Origin of the sequence: Paenibacillus sp. 37 (assembly GCF_008386395.1) — a bacterium.
Lineage (GTDB): Bacteria > Bacillota > Bacilli > Paenibacillales > Paenibacillaceae > Paenibacillus > Paenibacillus amylolyticus_B.
The window spans coordinates 2,457,457-2,479,804 of record NZ_CP043761.1 but is presented as its reverse complement, the minus strand read 5'-3'; the positions used below and the strand labels follow the sequence as shown (position 1 = coordinate 2,479,804).

General features: G+C 45.2%; 24 protein-coding genes. 2 read left to right on the top strand and 22 right to left on the bottom strand.

Annotated features, from left to right (window positions below):
• Nucleotides 1-60: 60 nt before the first annotated feature.
• Together sucC and F0220_RS11165 are read right to left on the bottom strand one after the other, a co-directional pair.
• Nucleotides 61-1,221 carry an ADP-forming succinate--CoA ligase subunit beta gene (gene sucC, locus F0220_RS11170; RefSeq protein WP_036609384.1) on the bottom strand — a complete coding sequence of 387 codons (1,161 nt, stop codon included), beginning with the start codon at nucleotides 1,219-1,221 and terminating at the stop codon, nucleotides 61-63.
• Between the two features lie 243 nt (nucleotides 1,222-1,464).
• Nucleotides 1,465-1,920 carry a MarR family winged helix-turn-helix transcriptional regulator gene (locus tag F0220_RS11165; protein WP_036609387.1) on the bottom strand — a complete coding sequence of 152 codons (456 nt, stop codon included), beginning with the start codon at nucleotides 1,918-1,920 and terminating at the stop codon, nucleotides 1,465-1,467.
• Nucleotides 1,921-2,399: 479 nt separating this feature from the next.
• Here F0220_RS11165 and F0220_RS11160 point away from each other — a divergent pair, with 479 nt between their 5' ends.
• A complete protein-coding gene (locus tag F0220_RS11160) occupies nucleotides 2,400-4,010 on the top strand; it encodes a YifB family Mg chelatase-like AAA ATPase (protein ID WP_105598202.1) in 1,611 nt (536 codons plus the stop codon).
• Nucleotides 4,011-4,260: 250 nt separating this feature from the next.
• On the opposite strand, the gene F0220_RS11155 is transcribed toward F0220_RS11160, so the two are convergent.
• The 10 genes from F0220_RS11155 to rplS form a co-directional block, all read right to left on the bottom strand.
• Nucleotides 4,261-4,812 (bottom strand): nitroreductase family protein, encoded by a 552-nt coding sequence (locus F0220_RS11155; protein ID WP_105598201.1) that lies wholly within the window; start codon nucleotides 4,810-4,812, stop codon nucleotides 4,261-4,263.
• A gap of 282 nt (nucleotides 4,813-5,094) precedes the next feature.
• Nucleotides 5,095-6,297 (bottom strand): carboxypeptidase-like regulatory domain-containing protein, encoded by a 1,203-nt coding sequence (locus F0220_RS11150; RefSeq protein WP_181155342.1) that lies wholly within the window; start codon nucleotides 6,295-6,297, stop codon nucleotides 5,095-5,097.
• A gap of 60 nt (nucleotides 6,298-6,357) precedes the next feature.
• Nucleotides 6,358-6,519: a paeninodin family lasso peptide gene (locus tag F0220_RS11145; protein ID WP_139331839.1), complete on the bottom strand. Its 162-nt coding sequence runs from the start codon at nucleotides 6,517-6,519 to the stop codon at nucleotides 6,358-6,360.
• Nucleotides 6,520-6,842: 323 nt separating this feature from the next.
• Nucleotides 6,843-7,241 (bottom strand): YraN family protein, encoded by a 399-nt coding sequence (locus F0220_RS11140; RefSeq protein ID WP_091017321.1) that lies wholly within the window; start codon nucleotides 7,239-7,241, stop codon nucleotides 6,843-6,845.
• Nucleotides 7,235-7,546 carry an EscU/YscU/HrcU family type III secretion system export apparatus switch protein gene (locus tag F0220_RS11135; protein ID WP_091017323.1) on the bottom strand — a complete coding sequence of 104 codons (312 nt, stop codon included), beginning with the start codon at nucleotides 7,544-7,546 and terminating at the stop codon, nucleotides 7,235-7,237. Before F0220_RS11135 ends, F0220_RS11140 begins: the two co-directional genes overlap by 7 nt.
• On the bottom strand, nucleotides 7,543-9,549 hold the full coding sequence (locus F0220_RS11130; RefSeq protein WP_223199912.1) for a hypothetical protein: 2,007 nt from the start codon (nucleotides 9,547-9,549) through the stop codon (nucleotides 7,543-7,545). The genes F0220_RS11135 and F0220_RS11130 overlap by 4 nt, the downstream gene beginning before the upstream one ends.
• A 45-nt stretch (nucleotides 9,550-9,594) precedes the next feature.
• On the bottom strand, nucleotides 9,595-10,296 hold the full coding sequence (locus F0220_RS11125) for a ribonuclease HII (protein ID WP_105598198.1): 702 nt from the start codon (nucleotides 10,294-10,296) through the stop codon (nucleotides 9,595-9,597).
• 466 nt (nucleotides 10,297-10,762) lie between these two features.
• Entirely contained in the window at nucleotides 10,763-11,626 is an 864-nt protein-coding gene (ylqF, locus tag F0220_RS11120; RefSeq protein ID WP_036670353.1) for a ribosome biogenesis GTPase YlqF, read from the bottom strand.
• Nucleotides 11,627-11,656: 30 nt separating this feature from the next.
• On the bottom strand, nucleotides 11,657-12,277 hold the full coding sequence (gene lepB / locus F0220_RS11115) for a signal peptidase I (protein ID WP_047842465.1): 621 nt from the start codon (nucleotides 12,275-12,277) through the stop codon (nucleotides 11,657-11,659).
• A 357-nt stretch (nucleotides 12,278-12,634) separates the two neighbouring features.
• Nucleotides 12,635-12,976, bottom strand: coding sequence for a 50S ribosomal protein L19 (gene rplS, locus F0220_RS11110; protein WP_017689212.1), 342 nt, complete (start codon nucleotides 12,974-12,976; stop codon nucleotides 12,635-12,637).
• A gap of 349 nt (nucleotides 12,977-13,325) precedes the next feature.
• Between rplS and F0220_RS11105 the strand changes: the two genes are divergently transcribed.
• The gene (locus tag F0220_RS11105; RefSeq protein ID WP_105598197.1) at nucleotides 13,326-14,246 is read left to right on the top strand and encodes a polysaccharide deacetylase family protein; all 921 of its coding nucleotides are present in this window, start codon (nucleotides 13,326-13,328) and stop codon (nucleotides 14,244-14,246) included.
• A gap of 48 nt (nucleotides 14,247-14,294) precedes the next feature.
• Here F0220_RS11105 and F0220_RS11100 read toward each other — a convergent pair whose 3' ends face one another.
• From F0220_RS11100 to ftsY, 10 genes are all read right to left on the bottom strand, one after another.
• Nucleotides 14,295-15,542 carry a rhamnogalacturonan lyase family protein gene (locus F0220_RS11100; protein ID WP_149846518.1) on the bottom strand — a complete coding sequence of 416 codons (1,248 nt, stop codon included), beginning with the start codon at nucleotides 15,540-15,542 and terminating at the stop codon, nucleotides 14,295-14,297.
• A 152-nt stretch (nucleotides 15,543-15,694) separates the two neighbouring features.
• Nucleotides 15,695-16,069 (bottom strand): VOC family protein, encoded by a 375-nt coding sequence (locus tag F0220_RS11095; RefSeq protein ID WP_105598195.1) that lies wholly within the window; start codon nucleotides 16,067-16,069, stop codon nucleotides 15,695-15,697.
• A 187-nt stretch (nucleotides 16,070-16,256) separates the two neighbouring features.
• Nucleotides 16,257-17,024, bottom strand: a complete 768-nt coding sequence (trmD, locus tag F0220_RS11090; RefSeq protein WP_091017334.1) for a tRNA (guanosine(37)-N1)-methyltransferase TrmD — start codon at nucleotides 17,022-17,024, stop codon at nucleotides 16,257-16,259.
• A 1-nt stretch (nucleotide 17,025) separates the two neighbouring features.
• Nucleotides 17,026-17,538, bottom strand: coding sequence for a ribosome maturation factor RimM (gene rimM / locus F0220_RS11085; RefSeq protein ID WP_105598194.1), 513 nt, complete (start codon nucleotides 17,536-17,538; stop codon nucleotides 17,026-17,028).
• A 339-nt stretch (nucleotides 17,539-17,877) separates the two neighbouring features.
• Nucleotides 17,878-18,108, bottom strand: a complete 231-nt coding sequence (locus F0220_RS11080) for a KH domain-containing protein (protein ID WP_024630185.1) — start codon at nucleotides 18,106-18,108, stop codon at nucleotides 17,878-17,880.
• A gap of 23 nt (nucleotides 18,109-18,131) precedes the next feature.
• Nucleotides 18,132-18,404 carry a 30S ribosomal protein S16 gene (rpsP, locus tag F0220_RS11075; protein WP_017689219.1) on the bottom strand — a complete coding sequence of 91 codons (273 nt, stop codon included), beginning with the start codon at nucleotides 18,402-18,404 and terminating at the stop codon, nucleotides 18,132-18,134.
• 53 nt (nucleotides 18,405-18,457) lie between these two features.
• Complete coding sequence (ffh, locus tag F0220_RS11070) at nucleotides 18,458-19,834, bottom strand: signal recognition particle protein (protein WP_062833767.1); 1,377 nt, start codon at nucleotides 19,832-19,834, stop codon at nucleotides 18,458-18,460.
• Nucleotides 19,835-19,897: 63 nt separating this feature from the next.
• A complete protein-coding gene (gene ylxM, locus F0220_RS11065) occupies nucleotides 19,898-20,248 on the bottom strand; it encodes a YlxM family DNA-binding protein (protein ID WP_017689221.1) in 351 nt (116 codons plus the stop codon).
• A gap of 262 nt (nucleotides 20,249-20,510) precedes the next feature.
• Nucleotides 20,511-21,158 carry a PAQR family membrane homeostasis protein TrhA gene (trhA, locus tag F0220_RS11060; RefSeq protein ID WP_017689222.1) on the bottom strand — a complete coding sequence of 216 codons (648 nt, stop codon included), beginning with the start codon at nucleotides 21,156-21,158 and terminating at the stop codon, nucleotides 20,511-20,513.
• A 144-nt stretch (nucleotides 21,159-21,302) separates the two neighbouring features.
• Complete coding sequence (ftsY, locus tag F0220_RS11055; RefSeq protein WP_149846517.1) at nucleotides 21,303-22,316, bottom strand: signal recognition particle-docking protein FtsY; 1,014 nt, start codon at nucleotides 22,314-22,316, stop codon at nucleotides 21,303-21,305.
• Nucleotides 22,317-22,348 lie beyond the last annotated feature (32 nt).

Here is a 22,348-nt window from a genome sequence, read left to right as displayed (position 1 = left end):
GCTTCACATCCTTACGGTTATTTTTCAATTCCCGGACAGCTCCGGTACTAAGGAATGAACTTATTTTACGAGGGCAACAATTTTCTGTGCACCATCGGCCATGGAATCAGCAGGAACGATATTCAGGCCAGATTCACCCAGAATACGTTTGCCAAGCTCCACGTTAGTTCCTTCAAGACGAACAACCAGCGGTTTGGTCAGGCCAAGCTGCTTCGCGGCTTCAACAACACCATTGGCGATAACATCACAGCGCATGATGCCACCGAAGATGTTAACGAAGATCCCAGCTACTTTGGCATCGGACAAGATGATCTTAAATGCTTCAGTCACCTTCTCCGTTGTCGCACCGCCCCCAACGTCAAGGAAGTTGGCCGGGTCTCCACCGTAGTATTTGATAATGTCCATCGTTGCCATCGCAAGTCCCGCACCATTGACCATACAGCCGATGTTGCCATCAAGTGCTATGTAGCTGAGGTCGTATTTGGAAGCTTCGATTTCTTTTTCATCCTCTTCATCCAGGTCACGCAGTTCCAAAATGTCTTTATGACGGAACAGGGCGTTGGAGTCAAAGTTCAATTTTGCATCTAGCGCGATAACGTTTCCATCTCCGGTAACAACGAGAGGATTGATCTCGGCAATAGAGCAATCTTTTTCGACAAATGCAGTGTACAGCGCGAGCATGAACTTAACAGCTTTGTTCACCAGTTCATTCGGAATCTTAATGCTGTAAGCCAGTTTACGGGCCTGGAACACTTGCAATCCAATGGCAGGGTCAATGATTTCTTTGAAAATTTTCTCAGGTGTAGCTTCAGCTACTTCTTCAATCTCAGTACCGCCTTCTTCGGAAGCCATCATAACTACACGGCCTGTGGCACGGTCCACAACAACACCCACATAATACTCTTTGCGGATATCGCATCCTTCTTCAATCAGAAGACGTTTCACTTCTTTGCCTTCTGGTCCAGTCTGGTGTGTTACCAATACTTTGCCCAGAATTTCGGAAGCATAGGCACGAACTTCATCCGTACTCTTTGCCACTTTTACGCCGCCGGCTTTACCCCGGCCACCTGCGTGAATTTGTGCTTTAACAACAGTCACCGGACTGCCCAATGCCTCTGCGGCCGCAACCGCTTCATCGACTGTATAAGCAACCTTTCCGTTTGGAACGGTAACTCCATACTGTTTCAGTACTTCTTTTCCTTGATATTCATGGATATTCATTCTCGAATCCTCCTATCAACATGACTGCAACAAGGCGGGTTGGTAGACTAACAAAAGACAAATGTTGACTATTTTCACTTAAACCCAATTCATTGTAACACGTTTTTAAAACGCTTTCCTTAAAAAATTAATGTTTAATAGACAGTATTTTGATATGAGTATGATCCCATATTGTGAATGCTTGGGTATATATGGAAAAAACCTCAGCTAAAAACTGAGGTTTCCTTGATGTAAAACTACATTTTATTTTTTGGCTGCGTTCGTGTTGGTTTCGTGAACTTTCTCCAGCAATCCTTTGAACTGACCCAGCAATGTTTCAAACTCTGTACTGTTCAAACACGCATCTCCCTGAATGGATTCAGGTATGGATAATGCCTTGTTCCGCAACTCACGGCCCGAGTCGGTTAGTGTAATTAATACTTTTCGTTCATCCTGAGCCGAGCGTTCGCGATTAATAAGTCCTGCTGACTGCAAACGTTTGAGAAGGGGTGTCAACGTTCCCGAATCGAGATAGAGAGCCTCCCCGATCTCTTTAACCGTACATTCTTCACGTTCCCACAAAACCATCAACACCAAATACTGGGAATACGTTACGCCGAGCACCTCCAGATAAGGCTGGTACATCTTCGTAATCTCACGTGAACAAGCATATATGGCAAAGCATAATTGGTTATCCAGCTTCAAACTGTCAGTCTGCATATGTCTTTCTCACCTGCCTATTGTGCATTCTATTCCTTATAACACAGGAACTATAGTTCTATACTATCACAAAATAGAAAAAAAACAGAATAATTGAGCACAAATGATTTTACTAATCAATTTAATTATGATAAATTAGATTGTGTAAAACATAAATATGATTAGATAATCAGCAGTTCATCCCCATGATTTAACAACAATAATAGATAAGTCCATCGAACAGATCCACGCTTTCTCGAGTCAAATCTAATAAACATAATGAAAGTTTATACGTAACCATTTTCGCCAAAGTAATTTAATGATTTCCTTCCAGAAATAAAATTCAGGGATCAGGAAAGATGACTGCGGCAATGACAATGACAGGTTGACTCCATGATTCCTTTTATATAAAATGCTTAGTAGAAGCTGAGGAAGCACCTTAATTCGTAGACTGACCCGTATTATGCGGAGTCAAGAATCGAGTGAGGTGTTTCTTTGTTATGTACGGAAAATTGCACAGTGCGTGTTTGTACGGAATCGATGGCGTTCTGATCGAGGTGGAAACCGATTTATCCAATGGTCTGCCACAGACGTCCATCATCGGATTACCGGATTCAGCCATTCGTGAGGCCGTTGAACGTGTCCGTGCAGCGATTAAAAACTGCGGATATCAGTATCCTTTACAGCGGATCACAATCAATCTGGCCCCCGCTGATCTGCGCAAGGAGGGATCCTCCTTTGACCTAGCTATTGCTATTGGTTTACTCATGACAAGCGGCCAGCTTGTACTCCCTCCCAAGGAACGGACACTAGTGGTTGGCGAACTGGCGTTGGACGGTTCGATCAGGTCCGTGCCCGGCATTTTATCCATGGTGGATCTGGCCAAACGACAAGGCTTTACGTCCGTGCTCCTGCCTTTGGATAACGTGGAGGAAGCGTCACTGATTCGAGGTATCCAGGTGTTTGGCATTCGTCATTTACAAGATATTGCTCCAGAAAACCCAGATCAACCCGCTAGTTCAGTGAGGATACCAAATAATTCGAATGCAGGACCAGTCGTGTTGAAAAATTATGTACACCTCGCTGCTCCTATAACGGATATGACTCATAAGATGGCGGATAGGAAGCCAAGACAAACACCATTATTTGCAGATGACTATAGCGATGTTCTGGGGCAGCATCATGTAAAACGCGCGCTTATGATTGCAGCAGCAGGCATGCATAACATATTGCTCGTTGGACCGCCAGGCACGGGCAAAACGATGTTAATCAAACGTCTGCCTTCCATCCTTCCTCCTTTGTCAGAAGATGAAGCATTGGAAGTCACCAAAGTATTAAGTGCCGCAGGCAAATTGAAAGAAGCGCCTCAAGGCCTGATTGCAGACAGACCTTTTCGCTCGCCTCATCATACAATATCCACTTCTGGTCTGATTGGAGGCGGTGGTATCCCGAAACCGGGTGAAGTGAGCCTTGCCCACCGGGGCATATTGTTTCTGGATGAATTACCTGAATTCCAGCGCCAAGTGCTGGAGGTATTAAGGCAGCCGTTAGAGGATCGCACAGTGACAATTAGTCGGGCTCGCGCTGCATTCACCTTTCCGGCCCAGTTCATGCTTGCATGTTCCATGAATCCCTGTCCCTGCGGATATTTGTCCGCTCATTCGGAGGAGCAACGCTGCATATGTAGTCCAGCCCGTGTTGCCGCATACCGAGCCAAGATTTCAGGACCACTGCTGGACCGTATTGATCTTCAGGTTGAGGTTCCTCCACCAGGCGAGTGGCGCAAGTCTGCTGCTTCCCCTTCCTCTGAAGAAATGCAGGCAAAAGTGATCCACGCTCATCAAATTCAGGCTACACGTTATGCCAAAAGTTCGGTTCGTTGGAATAGCCAGCTATCCGGCACGCTTTTGCGACGAACAATCCATCTCCCCCAAGAGGCAGAGCAACTGTTAGAGCAAACGCTGCAAACATTAAACCTGAGCATGCGTGCACATGATCGGATTATCAAGATGGCACAGACCATTGCCGATCTGGACCATGAAGGTGAAATTGTGACAGCTCATGTGGCTGAAGCCATCCAGTATCGTCAACTGGATCTTAATTTATTTTGAAGCTATTTTAAGAAGCATATGGAAGAAGAACGGGTCGATTTACCCAAAGGCAGTGAAATGGGCATGCAACTGTAGACAGCAGAGGAAAATCGAGAAAGGTGCCTTATGCAGATTCTACAATGCGGATACGCCAACATGACAAAAAACGTACAAGCCCTTCTCTTCTGTGAAGAAAGGTACTTGTACGTAAATTTCCCTGTAACATAAGGGGATCGTATATAGCTAAGGTCTACAATAATTTAATAATATATTATTCAAAAAGAGTGAGTTTGTCCTTAGCTGGTGTGCGTTCTTTGGCAGAAGGAATAACATCAGGGTATCCCATATAAATCATGCCTACAATCTTCTCTCCCGCCTCTATTCCAAGCGGTTTGCGGAATTTGGGAGCGTACAAAAATGGCTTGGTCACCCAGAACGTTCCAATGTCTTCACTCCAGGCTGCAAGCATAAAGTTCTGAACCAAAGCACTGACCGCAGCAAAGTCTTCGTCCCAGATATTCTGTCTTGGATCTTCTTCCAGCACGACAAGCATAACGGATGGAACTTGCATAATATTGGCTGAGAATTTGTTGTCTTCTCCCATTTCTGCATCAATAGCTTCGGCCAGTTTCTTCCGTCCATTTCCGGTAAACAACAAAAATCTCCAAGGTTCACGCAGTTTATGGTTAGGAGCCCAGACTGCGGTGTCCAGTAATTCTATAATCTGCTGTGTAGGAACAGCTTCTTTTTTGAATTTTTTCACCGTACGACGGTTTTGAATCGCATTTCTGACTTCATTTATTGTTTTCGTAGCTTTACTCATCGGCCGTACCTCCTGTTTATAAAATCGTTTGCAACCGCAATAGTGATTCGCGGCTTTGTACATTCAATATAATTTCATTATGACATAAAAGATTACCTGTTTACCTTCTTGATTATACACCCATCTGATCGCGAGATTCAAAGGGGCGGCAGAGATCATTACCGTTAAGGTCATTACGAATAGAAAAGACGACTCTGAATTTTGATTCACCAAGAGGGATCATCAAGTCAGAACCGTCTTTTATTCTCATGTTATTCATTCACATATCATATCAACGAGTAATCAATCGTCGTAACTCTCCCCTTCAAACGTGCCATTCCCTTCAAATGTGCCATTAACAAAATCCATTTTGTTATACTTCTCCTGGTTACCTGCAACATCTGTACTGTAGTACTCTACCACCTTGACATCAGGGGCATAAAACTTGACGGGTCCTTCATAAGTCTCCCATGCTCCCCCATTGATTCGATATTGCGTTGTTTTTACACCCGAACCTTTGACTTCGTCCGTTGCCTGAAGTCTGAATGTAAATCCTTTGATGTATATTTTCCCGTTCACAGTATCTGTAATAGGAACTAATCTGTACTTGGTTACTGGAGGTGTAATATCTGCATCTTTCTTAAGTACGATATTAAACGTATTATGATCTCCTTGTACGAAGGTAACGTTCTGAGTAGATTTTAAGTATCCTGCTGCTTCCCCCGTTATTGTTCTGGTGCCTGTTGGCACGCGCTTTATGAAATAATTTCCTTGAGCATCCGTTGTTGTTGTTGCCGAGCCTCCGGCATTCACTTTAGCTCCACTTACTGGATTACCCGCCTCATCTACTACTTTCCCCCGTACATGTGCGGCTTCTGTCAAAACAACATCTACGATTAAGGTTTTTCCAGCCTGAACATTCAATCGATCCTGTTCATAAAGCATATAATCCGCAGAATCTACCCAGATCGCAATGTTCGGATTGTAGTCAAAATCAAGCCCAGTAACGGCATAACGGCCTTGCTGATCTGTTTTAACCGGGCGATCCAAGGCTCCTGTTACTTTGACCAAGGCATCTGGAATCGGTTTGCCTGTTTGATCGGTTACAGACCCTACAATCGTAGAAGGTTCATATAGCTCGAAATTAACCAGAATCTGTTCTCCTTCTGACAAATAGTAGGTATTACGGTGCCTGTCTGTCACATAGCCCTCTGCTTCAATTATAAAACTAATTTCCGTATAATCCTGGACAGACTCAAGTATGGAATAATTTCCAGTGCCATCTGTCTTTACGCTTTTTTCAGTTTCTTCCCCTTGATATCTAAGGGAATACTTGATTGTTGCATCTTGGATAGGAAACCCTTCGAGATCAGTAACTTTACCTGATATTTTTGCCTGGCTAGACGGATCCGCTGCATAAGAAACTCCGGAATACATGATTCCAAACAAAATGAAACATAAAGATAGTGTACTTAGTCGAATGATCCATTTGATACTTGTCTGCATCTTCTCACTACACCTCACCATTTATTTTATTGATCAAACATTCCTCTTTAACCTCTTAAATTAACTGACCATAAGTTCAAGCTTCCAGAATTCTCCGTCCCAAACATATTGCCAAATCCCCTGTCCACCGTTCATGGTCTCGCTGATATCCAGCACTTCCATCCGAGGGCACTCCCATACTTGTTTTACTGTGTTGTTCGAAGTATTCTGAAGCTCTTTCATACATCCCACCAACCTCTCTTTAAATTTCAACTTTCTTAGTTTATTACAAATGATACATTTTGTATCCATAAATTTCTGAAATACAATGATTTTATTATCAATGCCCTATCCTCTGTTTAATGATTTCATAGTTAAATCAAAAAAAGCCGCAGCTCCTGTATAAACAGGAACTACGGCTTTAGTATATTAACTAATTTTAAAACTAAAACGAATGCAAAGATAAGACATAATTAAACTTGTACTTCGAAATCACTGACCAACACACATTAAAAAGATACATTTCGTATCAATTAATACAACAATAACAACTTGGAGTGTAATTCTTAAAAAGCATTAACAATATGATTCACAGAGACAGGTTTTCCTGCTTGATCAAGCATTACGGCAATTACATCAAAACGGATCTGAAGTTCCGTCTCTCCCGTCATTTGCAAATAAACGGATGCGGTTGAACGCACCTGCTGCATTTTACGCATATCAACCGATTCCTGAGGTGTACCGTACTGAGCGGCTCCACTTCTGCTTCTTACTTCTACAAAGACAATCAGACCCTCGCAGGAAGCAATGATGTCAATCTCACCGCTACGGCAACGCCAGTTCTGTCTAATGATCCGATAATCGTTCTCTCGCAACCATTGACAGGCAGCCTCTTCACCTAATCGGCCTTTCTGCTGTCGTGTGAGCTTTAATCCTGGCTCCTGACCCAATCTACGGTCTACCATGACTCATTTTCCTCACGTCCTGAGGCCATTCGATCTGCACGATAGACGTACGTTAGCACCTCTGCGACCAGTTGATACAGTTCTGCCGGAATCTGTTCATCCAGATCCAACTTGGAGAGTACCTCCACAAGTGCTGCATCCTCCTGAACTGCCACGCCGTTTTCTCTGGCTTTATCCAGAATGGCTTCTGCCACTTTACCGCGCCCCTTAGCTATAACAACAGGTGCTTCACTCTCTCCAGGAACATATTTTAGGGCAACCGCCTTTTTGGAGAGCAGGTCCGGTTGTGACGACTCGTCTTTCATACCTTCAAGTCCACCCCTTTGTAACGTTCAGGACTATAATCCGAGGCCGTCATTTTCCTCTCCGCGCCCGGCTCCTGGCCCGCAGGCCACGGTTCCGCCTTGAAGGTCAGCAGTTGATAGCCCAGCTTGTCCAATGCCTGATGGATGACCTCTCGTCCGCTCTCCAGGAGCGGTCCCATTCCTTCGCGATCATTCAATACACGCAGACTGACAATGTTATTAACCACATGGACATCTACCAGAGTAGGCCCAAGACTTTTCATGTCCAGATCAAACCATAGACGGCAGTTGGACGCATCCAGCTCTCCACGAGGTCCACGACGTGATTGAATCTGAACAGACGCCGTTTCTTCCCCGTCCGGTCCAGTGATCGGAATAAACCAGTGCATCTGTGCAAAGGTAGCACTGCGATCTGTCGTCAGCAATAACTGCTGACCTGTCAGATACTGCACGGCCTGTCCGGCGGCATCCTTAAGCGCCGCCGGTGCACCTTCGCTGCTGGCAAGCTGCAGCAGCAAGCCCTTCAGCGTGTCCGCATTCGCCGGACTCGCCGCATCCCCCACGCGCGGCTGCGCTGCCGCGCCGTGAACGGCCTGCTGCTCGTGCTCCGCACCGAGCAGCTTCAGCACGCGCCCCACCCACGGGTCCCCCTCGTGGGTGACAGGCGCGTGCACTGCCGCAGCTCCCGCAGGTGCTGCGGCATTACCGCCAGCCGGCGGCGCATCAGCGCCGGCTGGCAACGGCTGCGGCACGCCTCCGGCAGCCGCAGCCGCCTGGCCGCCCTGCGATGCAGGGGCGGCCTGTGCTGCCGCACCAGGCTGTGCCGGTGCGGCAGTGGACGCGCTGCGCAAGGCGTCCAGGAGCGCCAGCAGCTTGGGCGCCAGCTGCGCTGCCGTAGGCGCTGCTGGCGCCGCCTGGCCTGCTGCGGACGGCGTCCCCGCAGCAGCAGGCGTTTCAGGCTGGCCTGTAATTACACGGCCAGCCACAGATTCAGCTGCCGCCCCCGGTGTACCTGGGCGGCTCCCGACTTGGCCCGCGTCAGCTCCGCGCGGGCTCTCCCCAGGTATTCCGGTTCCAGACGGAATACCTGCGCCCCCTTTGCCAGCCGTTTCAACGCTGCTGGCAACTGCCTTTGCCCCGGCTTCAGCATTTCCTGCCCCTGCGCCAGTCTGCAGGTTTCCTTTCACCGCAGTACCTGCATCCTCTGCCCCGCCATCCGTCATGGATATAGATCCTGCCAATGCCGCTTGTCCTTGTTGCGTCGACAAAGCAGGCGTTCCGGTTCCAGTCACCTGACGACCATTGCTTGATGCAACCAATCCTTCTTCCGTTTGTGATGCATTCGACACAACAGGTGTACCAGCCATGACTGCTGGTTTCATCGCAGCAGATTGTTCTCCAAGCAATACCGGTTTACCTGTTGTTTGAGTAAGCATCGTTTCCAACTGGTCAGCCAACCCACTTAACAACTGGTGCAGAGGGGGGCCAAACACCGTCTGGTGTAGTCCTTTTACCGTTTCCGCCGTAACCGGAAGACCACGCTGAAAAGCAATCCCCGTCGCCTGCACCCATTCTTCCACAGGAACCTGTGCGGGTTTGGCAGTCATCATATTCTGGACCATAGCCACATTATCCTTCGTTAGCGGCAATCCGCTACGCTGCATGGCAAGTAACAGTTCCCGGTTCCCTTTTGTATCCGGCAGTCCGACATCCTTAAGCAGGTTGTTCAGCGAAGCTTGTGGCAGCTCAGCAAGTGTACCCGTCATAGGTTTCATTACCGTTATGCCATTTTCACCTGGAGGCTGCACTTGAAGCAACGTGGTCTCACCCGGACGGAGTGGAGTCTCCAACTTGGCGCGCACTTGCACACCTTGAATCTGCAGAACTGCTTCTCCTCCATCATCGGATACACTAACGACGGAGCCACGAACCACCTGACCTTCCTTTAATTCAAGCGGTTTGGCATTGCCGGGCTTACTATCTCCCATTAATCCCTTTATCATGGAACCGATATTCAAATCTCTCCCCCTCCTTTCTTCAAACCTGTGTTAAAACAACGATTGTTGCTCTCCAAGCAGGTTGCCCAAAAAACTGCGCCGATGCATCGGGGTTGCCCCCAATGCCATAATTTGCTCCCGATGAACTTTTGTTGCATATCCTTTATGTATCGACAAACCATATTCCGGATATAACGTATCCCATTCTTCCTTACACAGCCGATCTCGCGTTACCTTGGCAATAATAGATGCCGCTGCGATCGATTGACTATTAGCGTCACCTTTAATGATGGATAGTTGAGGTACATTTACATCCACCTTCTCGGCATCCACCAGCATATAATCAGGAGTTTCTCCCAATGCTTCAACAGCTCGTTTCATCGCAAGTCTCGCAGCCTGCTTGATGTTAAGCCGATCAATTGTCTCTGCATCCGCGTACCCGATACCTACCGCCAGCGCTTTTTCCATAATGATGTCATATAATGCATCTCGTTTTTTCTCCGTTAATTTCTTGGAGTCATTCACACCTTCCAGGATAAGATCCTTCGGTAAAATAACCGCCGCTGCAACAACATCCCCAAACAAACAGCCCCGTCCTACCTCATCAATGCCAGCAATACGTTCAAATCCACTGTCCCAATACTCCCGCTCGTAGAGCAACAGGTCTCGAGGTTCACTGGCTTCTTTTTTCTTCTTTGGTCCAATCGGGGTATCCAGTAGATTCAACCCGATCTCTTCATTCTTTTCAAACATAATACTCATCTCCTCTACCCACGCTTTTTCAGCATGCGTATCACTTACAACTTTTTTTTATAATATAGACGTAGATCCTCTGTCTTTTGTTCTGTACAACCTGTCTCTCTCAGCAAACTTTTCCTTGAGGTTTACAATAATAAAGATAGTTATGTCTTCATTTATCGGTATTTGATGGTTTAAATTGAATATATCAGACCTCGTCTAATTTAAATTGCACCACCATTCATCATAGCACGATTTAGATGCACCTGATATATAGGTCAGCCAATTCCATAAAGCGTACTGTTCTTCAATCCTCTTCCATTTTATCGTTTTCGATGTATGTTCCAGCTCTTCTTCCGCGTTTATATACATAAAAAAACGACCGCTCCCGGTAATCCGGTAACGGCCGCTTCTTTCGGCACTTGTATATATAAAATGAACAAATGAAGATAATGATCTTCATCGTGTAGAGTCCATTTTTTTAATAGGGAGCTTCCATAGAAAAACGTCCCATTTTACCCGCTCGCAGTTCACGCAGAAATGCTCGTGATGCCTTTTCCAGATCAATGCGTCCACCGCTTACAACACATCCACGGATACGGCCGACTTGTTCCATAATCGCAATAACACTGTCTGAATCATCTGCATCCTTGGAGAACTCCTGAAGTCCGTATCTCTCTTCAAGAGCGTCCCAGTAATAACGCATCAGGTAACTGATCCCAAAAAAGGCGATATCCTCTGCATTCAAAATTTCCTCTTTGATTGCACCTGTTACGGCAAGACGATAACCTACATTTTGATCTTCGAACTTAGGCCAAAGAATACCCGGAGTATCCAATAACTCCATTTCTTTGCCTACTTTGATCCACTGTTGCCCCTTCGTCACACCAGGACGATCTCCTGTTAACGCAATACTCCGTCCAGCCAGTCGGTTAATCAGTGTTGATTTACCTACATTGGGAATCCCTACGATCAACCCGCGAACCGCACGAGGATTAATCCCTTTGGCAATTTGACGATCAATTTTTTCTTTAAGAAGAAGCTTGGCCTGCACGGGAATATCTTTAACATTGGTTCCCGTCGAAGCATCTACAGGAAAAGCGGTAATTCCTTCTTTTTTGAAATATTCAATCCATTCTTGCGTCACTTTTGCATCTGCCAAATCCGATTTGTTCAACAAAATCATCCGGGGTTTATCCAGCAATATTTCGTCAATCATTGGATTACGGCTGGAGACAGGCAGACGGGCATCCAATAGTTCGATGACCACGTCGATGAGCTTTAACTTATCCTGAATCTGGCGTCTGGCTCGAGTCATATGACCTGGAAACCATTGTATCGTCAACTTGTCTTCACCTCATTATTTACTTCAATTTCAGTGGTTGATCCACTTGATCTCACCGATCGGCCAGAAAATCACATCTGCACGACCAATAATATCTTTTAACGAAACATAACCGATCATACGGCTGTCTGTACTATTTGGACGGTTATCTCCCATGACAAACACATGACCTGCCGGCACTTTGCCATCAGGGAACTGTTCATTCGGGAAATCCTTCACGTTATAGGTTCCACCATTTGCTTCAGCTGCATCAATGGCTCCTTGAATATACGTTTCATCAACCTTTTTACCGTTAACCATCACGGTATCGTCTTGAACCTCAACGGTATCACCTTCTACAGCAATAACACGTTTAATGAAATCTCGACCTTCGGATGGTACGTGGAAGACGATAACTTCACCGCGCTTCGGTTCTCTGATATCATATAAGATTTCGTTGACAATCACACGTTCACCCGTTTCAAAGTTCGGCTGCATGGACGGACCGTCCACAACAAACGGTTTGAAGAGCAACCACCGAATGAGAATGACAAGAACTAATGCGATAACAATAGCTTTAAGCCATTCAACAATTTCATTTTTGGCTTTTTTGGATCGACTATTTTTCTCTTCGGCAGGATTGCCCTGGTCATGTTGAACTTCTTGTTCCATTCAAGATCTTCCTCTCTTCACAGTACATGTTTATAGCAGTACACACATCCAGCATTCTGTATCGTTCCAATAACTCAATGGATGGATACAAAACATTCACATCAGTTATGTAATCTTTCACCAAGCATTACAGTACATTTAATCCACAATTCAAATGCCTTCAAGAGGTTGTTCAAAAAGTCGGTACTGAAACCGGTCTTTTGAACACGCACTTCAATAACTGACTTTACAAGCCTCCCGGACTATTCACCGCATGTGTTGCCATACCATTTTACTCGGAAGTGTACCTCCGGTTCAACTTTTCCCGGACAAAAACGAAAAGGGCTTGTCTCCAAGCCCTTCCCGGTATCCGTTATATTAACGAATTTCTTTAATTCTCGCTGCTTTACCGCGTAGTTCACGAAGATAATAAAGCTTCGCACGACGAACTTTACCACGGCGAGCCACTTCGATTCTATCGATTTTAGGGGAATGAAGCGGGAAAGCTCTTTCCACACCTACACCGTAAGAAATTTTACGAACTGTAAAAGTCTCACTGATTCCACCACCACGGCGTTTAATCACAACACCTTCGAACAATTGGATACGTTCGCGAGTTCCCTCGATTACCTTAACGTGCACTTTCAAAGTGTCACCAGGACGAAAACTCGGAAGATCCTTGCGAAGTTGTTCTTGTGTAATCGCTTGAACGATATTCATCTATGACTCCCTCCTTCCATACAGGCGTTCATACTTCTTCCAGAGATCACCTTGTCTCCTTCATCATCCATAGAGGACCGCCGTATTCCACATAACAGACTTATTGTATCACGCAGCATATCAAAACACAAGAGAATTTAAACAAATGCCTATTGTTCAATCTGCCACTCTGAAACTCATCCATCACATGTTAACTTCATTCTAAAATACATTCTCCCATATGGATAGTGAATCAACGCTCTCATCTGCAAGTCAACCTGATACAGGAAAAAAAACTGTAACTTCCAGTGTAGTAATATCGTCTATGATATAACTTATTGACCACTTTAAAAGGAGAATACCCAGACTTATGAAATATTGGAAAAAGATCACACTTGTCCTACTCGCCATGCTCACATGCTCCATTACACTATATTCATATGCCGTAACTCACCCAACGAATGCACTGTCACACAAAGCCTGCACATCCTGGGACATAGTCAAACGCAAAGCATTCGAGCTGTCACACACTGACTTCTCTAACCAATCTGCGCTGGATCGTTCTACCTTCAGGATTGAACAAGGTACTGCTACAGAAGTACCTGTACTGATGTATCATTACATAGAGCCTAAATTGAATAATCACGAGACAGATAATAAATCCATCATTAATCTGGAGGATTTTGAGCAAAATATGAAATACCTGCATGATGAAGGCTACCGCACGATTACACTGGATCAGCTTGAGCAATATGTTAGCGGGAAGATTTCCCTGCCACAGAAATCCATTGTGATTACCTTTGATGATGGATACCAGAACAATTATACATTAGCTTACCCTGTGCTTCAAAAATATAATTTTCATGCCTCGCTGTTTGTCATAGGCAGTAAAATTCAAGATCAACCTTCGGAATTTGAGCCCGCAATTAACAGTTTCATCTCCAAACCAGAGATGCAGGCAGCAACTGATGTATTTGAATTTAACAGCCATACCTATAACCTGCATCACAAGGGATTTATGCGCTGTGGTAACAGTGTTCCTGTCGGTCTGGACACCAGTCTTCTGGATGATGATATCCAGCATATGAAGGAAACCGGTATAGACACACCTTATCTGGCCTATCCTTTTGGTTATACCAGTACACAGATGATCTACAAGTTACAGCAACATGGATATCGCATGGCCTTTACCGTAAAGTCTGGATTTGTGCATCCAGGAGATCATCCCATGAAGCTGCCTCGCTTGACGGTCACGACAGGTACTGATTTGGCGACCTTGCTTCAACCCTAATCCAGTCCGCAGAACGAATTATCTGCATCGGAGAATGACCAGTAAAATCTAGATTTTAACTTCACCGCCCGGATACAGAGTCGAGCTATACAGCATTTTAAGCTGTGGCTTGGCTCTTTTTGCATCGGTAAGTGATAATGTCATCGGAGAGCTGGAATACATCACCGCTTCCTCTGCGTCATAGATAATGATCTGTTCTTTCCCCGTCTGAACCAGGTCTGCATGCACCGCATATCCCTCTTTCGGGAATTCAGTAACCGTTTTCATATCTCCATCTACCAAAGAAGGCAACACATCTCCACCTCTGCGATACGCCAATATATAATCGAGTCCACCCTCATCCCAGTTACACACAGGCTCTATAATGGTTAACCAGCCCCGAGTCGTGCGATTTTCTTTCCAAATTTCTTGCCCTGCGCTATCCAGCATGAACATTCCATCCTTACCATGCTCATCCCCTCGGACAATCCGGTCCAGGCCTGCAATCTGTAAACCTTCCATTCCAGTACAAAAATGACCCAATGCAATATGCTGTGATTCAATCGAATCTTCATAACGCCACTTCTCATTACCATAGCGGTCCATCATGACCGTGACACTGCCACCGATAACAACCTCAACTTCCCCATCACCGTCAACGTCTCCAAACCATATACAGTCAGCATGATCCTCGAGATTATGACAAGACCATAACAACGTCCCATCATGATCCAGCATGTCATATCCGGCCATCACTTCATCTTTCCCATCTCCATCGATGTCATATACCCATGGAAAATGTCCCGGATTCCCTTCATACTTCCATAACAAATTAAAATCATGGTCGAGTGCCCATAACGTCCTATAGCGGTCTTTCAGTATAATGTCCATTTTCTGCTGGTTACCCGTCAGGTTGGCGAGAATAATGCAGTCATGTGCTTCATCCCCTGGCAGATCACGTGTTTCTTTGATCTCTCCGGTCCGGCCATCCAACACGAGAAATTGTTTGTCCATAACACACAATACTTCATTATTTCCATCTCCATCCCAATCTGCGATCTGAGCGGGATAGTCTGAACCCGGACCACCTGCATCGGGATCAGGAGTTCCAACCTGCCATAGTAATGTTCCTTCCAGATCAAACGCAGTCAAACAACATACCTGATGTGGGACATACCGATCGTCTATACCCCCATCTGCCTGTACCAGCAACATTTCAAGTCTGCCATCCCCGTTTAGATCCCCCAAAAGCATTTTGCAGCGTTCTCCAGCTTGGCTAATATCTACTCTGGCGATTTCATAAGGCTGATGATTCATAACCTTCCTCCTCAGCTATCTTTATTATTCAAATCCAGCTGAGTTCACCATAAAGAAAATCCCTTTCTTTTACAACCCTATTTAGAATCATGCAAAAAAGTTCAAAGCTGCAAAAAAGTGCCTACGTAATTAAACGATTTAAATGAATGATTTTAAACCCACTCTAAAAACTCAAGGCGATTGCCAAAAGGATCATTTATATAGAAACGTCTTACACCTTCATCTGCTCTTGCTTCGTCATCGACAATATGAATTTGGTTATGAATGAGATGATCACGCAACTGATCCAAATGTTGTACATGAAATGCCGGATGAGCTTTTGTGGCGGGAATAAAATCTTTTTGTACTCCAATATGCACTTGGTGTCTGCCACACTCGAACCATACACCACCCCGTTTTCTCAGAATTTCAGGTTTGGGAATCTCCGTCCAGCCTAACAGGTTATTGAAAAAATGACATGCCTCCGCTTCACAACCTTCAGGTGCCGCGAGCTGAATATGATCAAGACCAATAATATTGTAAGCCATTCATACACCGCCTTTCGTTTCACTTAATGAAACTAAGTTTCATTATTATACTTACATTTTATAAAATATACTAATGAAAATCCAGTATTCTTTTCAATGTACACAAAAAAAAGCCAACCTTTGGTATCAAGGTCGGCCTTTTCGAACTCTGGAAAATAATATTTACGTGTTTATACGATACATATACTTACTCTGTGCTATCTTTACGGTTCGGGCGTATCTTTTTCAACCAAATACGTTCTTTATCCGTCAAATCGGCCTTTTCCAACATCTCCGGTCTGCGCTCCAGCGTACGAAGCAACGACTGTTCTCTGCGCCATGCCTCAATGTTCAGATGATGTCCCGACAACAGCATATCCGGTACTTTCATGCCCCTAAACTCGGGTGGACGTGTGTAGTGTGGATATTCGAGGAGTCCAGTACTGAATGAATCCGTCACAGCACTTGTCTCATTGCCAAGCACACCGGGTATAAGACGTACGATACTGTCGATCGCAACCATAGCAGGTAACTCCCCACCCGTGAGTACGTAATCACCAATGGATAGTTCATCCGTCACGAGAAATTCGCGGATACGCTCATCGTAACCTTCATAATGTCCACATATAAAAATCAGATGATCTTCTTGCACAAGTTCTTCTGCTTTTTTCTGTGTAAACGTCTCACCTTGCGGACACATTAGAATGATACGTGGAGATTTCATCGATGCCGCAGCTTCTCCGCGTTGCTCCAGAACATCTTCTACAGCAGCAAAGATCGGATCTGGTTTCAGCACCATGCCCCCACCCCCACCGTAAGGAGCATCATCTACTGTATTATGTTTATTGGTCGCATAATTACGGAAGTTGGTTGCACCAAGGGATACGAGCCCCTTCGTTTGAGCTTTACCCAGAATGCTTGCTCCGAACACACCGTCAAACATCTCCGGAAATAGCGTTAATACATCCACTTTCATGTTACAGCAGCCCTTCCATCAGGTGAATCTTCACTTGCTTCTGTTCGATGTCCACATCAAGTACTACATCATCAATAACGGGAATCAGCACTTCTTTACCTGCAGGCATTTTGACAACCCATACATCATTGGCACCCGGAGTCAAAATTTCAGAGATGGTTCCAAGCGTTTCACCCTCTTCGGTGATAACCGAACACCCAACGATTTGATGGAAGTAGTATTCACCTTCCTCCAATTCAGCCAGATTCTCTTTCAACACTTTGGCCATGCCGCCCTTAAACTTCTCTACTTCATTAATATTGCCATACTCTTTCAGACGAAGAATATACATATTCTTATGCAAACGTGCAGATTCCACGTTAACTATGACGGGATGATTATCTGGTGTAAAGAAAAACAACTCTGCATTTTTCGCGAAACGCACTTCTGGGAAATCGGTTATAGGCATGATTCTCACCTCACCGCGAATTCCATGCGTATTAACGATTTTACCTACATTCATAAACTCTGCCATAAATCCTCCTATAAAATTAAATCAAATTAAACAGGTACCTCGACTCGGTACAGCCGTTCCGGCGACGGTTCGTTCTTTCGATCGCTGTTACCCCCTCATTTTGAAAATTGCTTTAAAAGGTGAAAATGAGGTGATAGCGTATGCTTCCGATGTAGCTTTCTTTCAGAAAGCTTTAAGGCGAGCGCTAACGCTTCTCCAGAATCGATTCCGTCCCCTGTACTGCTCCGAAGTCACTCATACCCCAAAATTTAATACATTATAATATCTAGTCTGACATATTAGTTTCAGCATGCACGAAAAGGGGCTAGGACATGCATCCTAACCCCCTTTCGTATATCTTTAAGATATGATATCAACGGTAACCCGTTTATCCATCTTAACTGCTGCTGATGTGACGACCGTACGAAGTGATTTCGCGATTCGTCCCTGTTTACCAATTACCTTCCCGACATCGTCAGGATGAACGGTTAACTCATAAACGACAAGCCGGTCTTTCTCAACCGTCCGAACCGCCACATCTTCCGGATGATCGACTAAAGCCTTAGCAATTATGCTTACTAATTCTTCCATAGATGACCCTCCGAATCAGCACTTTATTTAGATAATTTAGACTCGTGGAACTTCTTCATCACGCCCGCTTTGCTAAGCAAGTTGCGGACAGTGTCAGATGCTTGTGCACCGTTTTGAAGCCATGCCAATGCTTTATCTTCATCGATCTTAACAACAGCCGGTTGTTCAACCGGGTTGTAGTAACCGATCTCCTCGATAAAACGACCGTCACGTGGGGAACGGGAATCCGATACCACTACGCGGTAGAAAGGAGCTTTGTGAGCACCCATACGTTTCAGACGAATACGAACTGCCATTTGAAAATTCACCTCCTTCAATGAAATCTGTATATGATCCAGCTTTGCTTAAATCAACGGAAAGGAAACTTCATTCCTTTACCCATACCTTTAAGCTGCTTCATCGCTTTATTTTTACCGCCTTTAGGTCCCATCATATCCGAGAACTGTTTCATCATGCGGCGCATCTCATCAAACTGTTTGATCAGACGATTTACTTCAGCCAGAGATGTTCCGCTTCCGGTAGCAATACGCTTCCGGCGGCTATGGTTGATCATATCCGGATTACGTTTCTCCTCGGTCGTCATTGAGTAAACGATCGCTTCGATCCGGCCCATCTGTTTATCATCAACTTTCAGATCCTTGGCTTGTTTCATCTTGCCCATGCCGGGAATCATATCCATGATCTGGTCGATTGGTCCCAGCTTTTTCACCTGATCCATCTGCTCCAGGAAATCTTCAAACGTGAATTCTGCATTACGCATCTTCCGTTCCATTTCCTTGGCTTTATCGGTATCAATGTTTAATTGTGCTTTCTCAATCAGAGATAACATATCACCCATACCGAGGATCCGTGAAGCCATACGTTCCGGGTGGAACGGCTCCAAAGCGTCAAGTTTCTCTCCAAGGGAAGCAAACTTGATTGGACAACCCGTAACTGCTTTGACAGAAAGCGCAGCACCACCACGAGTATCTCCATCCAGCTTTGTCAGGACAACCCCGGTCAGATTAAGCTGCTGGTTAAAGTGTTCTGCTACGTTAACCGCATCCTGACCTGTCATGCTGTCTACGACAAGCAGTACTTCATCCGGATTCACTACGCTGTGAATCTGGCGAAGTTCTTCCATCAGTTCTTCATCAACATGCAGACGTCCAGCTGTATCGATAATGACATAGTCATTACCGTTATCTTTGGCATGTTGAAGACCTTGACGTGCGATCTCAACAGGGCTTGTCTGATCTCCCAGTGTGAATACCGGCGCTTTGATCTGCTCGCCAAGTACTTGCAACTGTTTGATCGCTGCCGGACGATAAATATCTCCTGCAACAAGCAATGGTCTGCTGTTTTGCTTTTGCAGCATTTTAGCCAGTTTACCCGATGTGGTTGTTTTACCAGCACCCTGCAAACCAACCATCATCAGCACCGTAGGCGGTTTGTTCGCTTTAGCCAGTTTTGCTTGGCTTCCACCCATCAAATCCGTTAGTTCCTTGTTAACGATGTCGATGATGACCATTCCTGGCGTGAAGCTCTCCATCACTTCTTTGCCAACAGCCTTCTCTTTCACCTTGGCGATGAATTCCTTGACCACTTTGAAGTTTACATCCGCTTCGAGCAATGCCAGACGTACCTCGCGCATAGCCTCGGCTACATCTTCATCAGACACCTTGCCTTTGCCGCGCAGCTTGCTGAACACATTCTGTAATCGGGTCGTTAATCCTTCAAATGCCATGATCCCACCTCCTTAAGCTTTAATACTGTTTTCAAGACCGATCCGTTCCGCTCAGCCAATTTTTCATTCACTAAGCTGAGCAACGATATCGTGTATTTGTTTGTTGTTATCAATGGAGACGCCTGCGCGTTCCAATGCATTTTGCAAATCTTCAAGATTGCGATTACGCCGTTCATGCTTTTCCAGCAAGCCCAGCTTGCTTTCGTAATTTTCCAGCACTTGTTCGGCACGCTTGATATGCTCGTATACCGCCTGGCGGCTGATCTCAAACTCGGCTGCAATTTCACCAAGTGAGAAATCGTCATGAAAGTAATACTTTAGAAAAGTCTGCTGTTTCTCGGTAAGTAATAATTCATAAAAAGCAAACAGCAAGTTAATCCGGTTTGTCTTCTCAAGCCGATTTTCTTGACTCACATCGGGGCACTCCCTTCGTCAAGGAAAAACACTTTACACTCTTGCAACGTTCCTAATAATACCTAAAACAAATCAGGTTGTCAAGCAAAAATACTTGTCACAATAAAAACAGCTCTGATGATATGTTATTTCGATGTTTAACGGGCGGTTTATACCCTTTTTCACTACAAGCAAATTCTATCTGTATCCCTGCGATCCACCTCGTTGTAGAAGAAAAAACGAATGCATCTCAGTCCGTGGAGATGCATCCGTTTATGGTGTTCTAACGAAGTGGTGTCAGGTACAGCAGTACCATAAAGAAATGAAGAATACTGCCTGCCAGCACAAAGAGATGCCAAATCGCATGGTGGTACGGAAATCCACGCCATACATAAAAGAGCGTACCCAGTGTATACATCAGGCCTCCAGCAACCAGCAGCACAATGCCGCCTGTAGGAATGGCAGCCATAAGCGGTTGCCAGGCAATAACGATGAGCCAGCCCATCGCAATATAGAAAATCGTGGACATGAATAGAAACTTTTTCGTAAAAAACGCCTTAAAGATCACGCCGAATAATGCGATTCCCCAGATTATACCAAACAGGGTCCATCCAAGTGTACCGCGAACAGCAATAAACAAAAGCGGAGTGTACGATCCCGCAATAAACAAATAAATGGAAGAATGATCGAAAATCTCAAATAAATCTTTCACTTTTCCATCTTTCCATGCATGAACGAGTGTAGAGCTTGTATAGAGCAACAGCATGGTGATTCCGTAGATCGTGAAACTGACCACATGCCAAGCCGTGCCTTTCATACTTGAAAATACAATCAATATCACCAGTGCAGCTACACTGAGTGCAGCGCCGATTCCATGTGTCACCGCATTGGCGACTTCTTCACGGCGAGAATAGGTATACGTATTGGCCATTTTCAACCGTCCTTTCTAACCCTTTAACATTGCCTGCTTTATTCCTCCATTATACACGTATTGCCAGTGACTTTACACGTGACACTTATCACGTATATCACTGGCAATACGGTTAACGCTATTCATTTGTCCAATTAATAATGTCTAGGAATTAGCTTCCTTTTCTTCGACACTTTCAGCTGGCTGTTCCTGAATCAATCCGGCGAACAAGGCATGCACAAATTGCTCTGAATCAAATTGTTGCAGATCATCGATCTTCTCACCCAGTCCCACGAGCTTCACTGGCAAATCCAACTCCTGACGGATCGCAACAACGATACCCCCTTTGGCCGTTCCATCCAGTTTCGTCAGTACGAGGCCAGTTACACCGCTTTTCTCACCGAAAAGTTTAGCCTGGTTTAAAGCATTTTGACCTGTTGTTGCATCCAGTACCATCAGTACTTCATGCGGAGCATCCGGAATTTCACGCTGAATGACACGATAGATCTTGTTAAGCTCGTCCATCAGGTTCGATTTGTTTTGCAAACGACCTGCTGTATCACAGAGCAGAACATCCGCACCCCGTTGTTTCGCTGCCTGTACCGCATCATACATAACCGCTGCTGGATCAGAACCAGATTGCTGTTTGATCACATCGACACCGGCACGTTGTCCCCATACTTCCAGCTGTTCGATGGCTCCGGCACGGAACGTATCTCCAGCTGCCATGATGACTTTTTTACCTTGTTGTTTAAATCGATGTGCCAACTTGCCAATCGTTGTTGTTTTACCAACACCGTTAACGCCAACGAACAAAATAACGGTAATGCCATTCGGATTCATTTTCAATTCGTTATTCTGTTCACCGCGAAGAAGACCCGTCAGTTTCTCGGACAATACAGGCTGCAGCTCAGCCGCGTCCTCAATTTTGCGTTTTTTCACCTCAACGCGCAGGTCTTCGATCAGATTCATGACTGTATTCACGCCAACATCTGCTCCGATCAAAATCTCTTCCAGTTCTTCATAGAACTCTTCATCGATTTTTTTGCGGCGGATTACGAGATCCGACACTTTTTCCACTAACCCTTTACGTGTCTTTTCCAATCCATCCTTGAACTGTTTGGTGACCGACTCCGTTTTGCTTGCAATGCTGTCTCTCAGCTTTTTAAAAAAACTCATAAAGCCCCTCCATCGTGTCCATAATCTAAGCG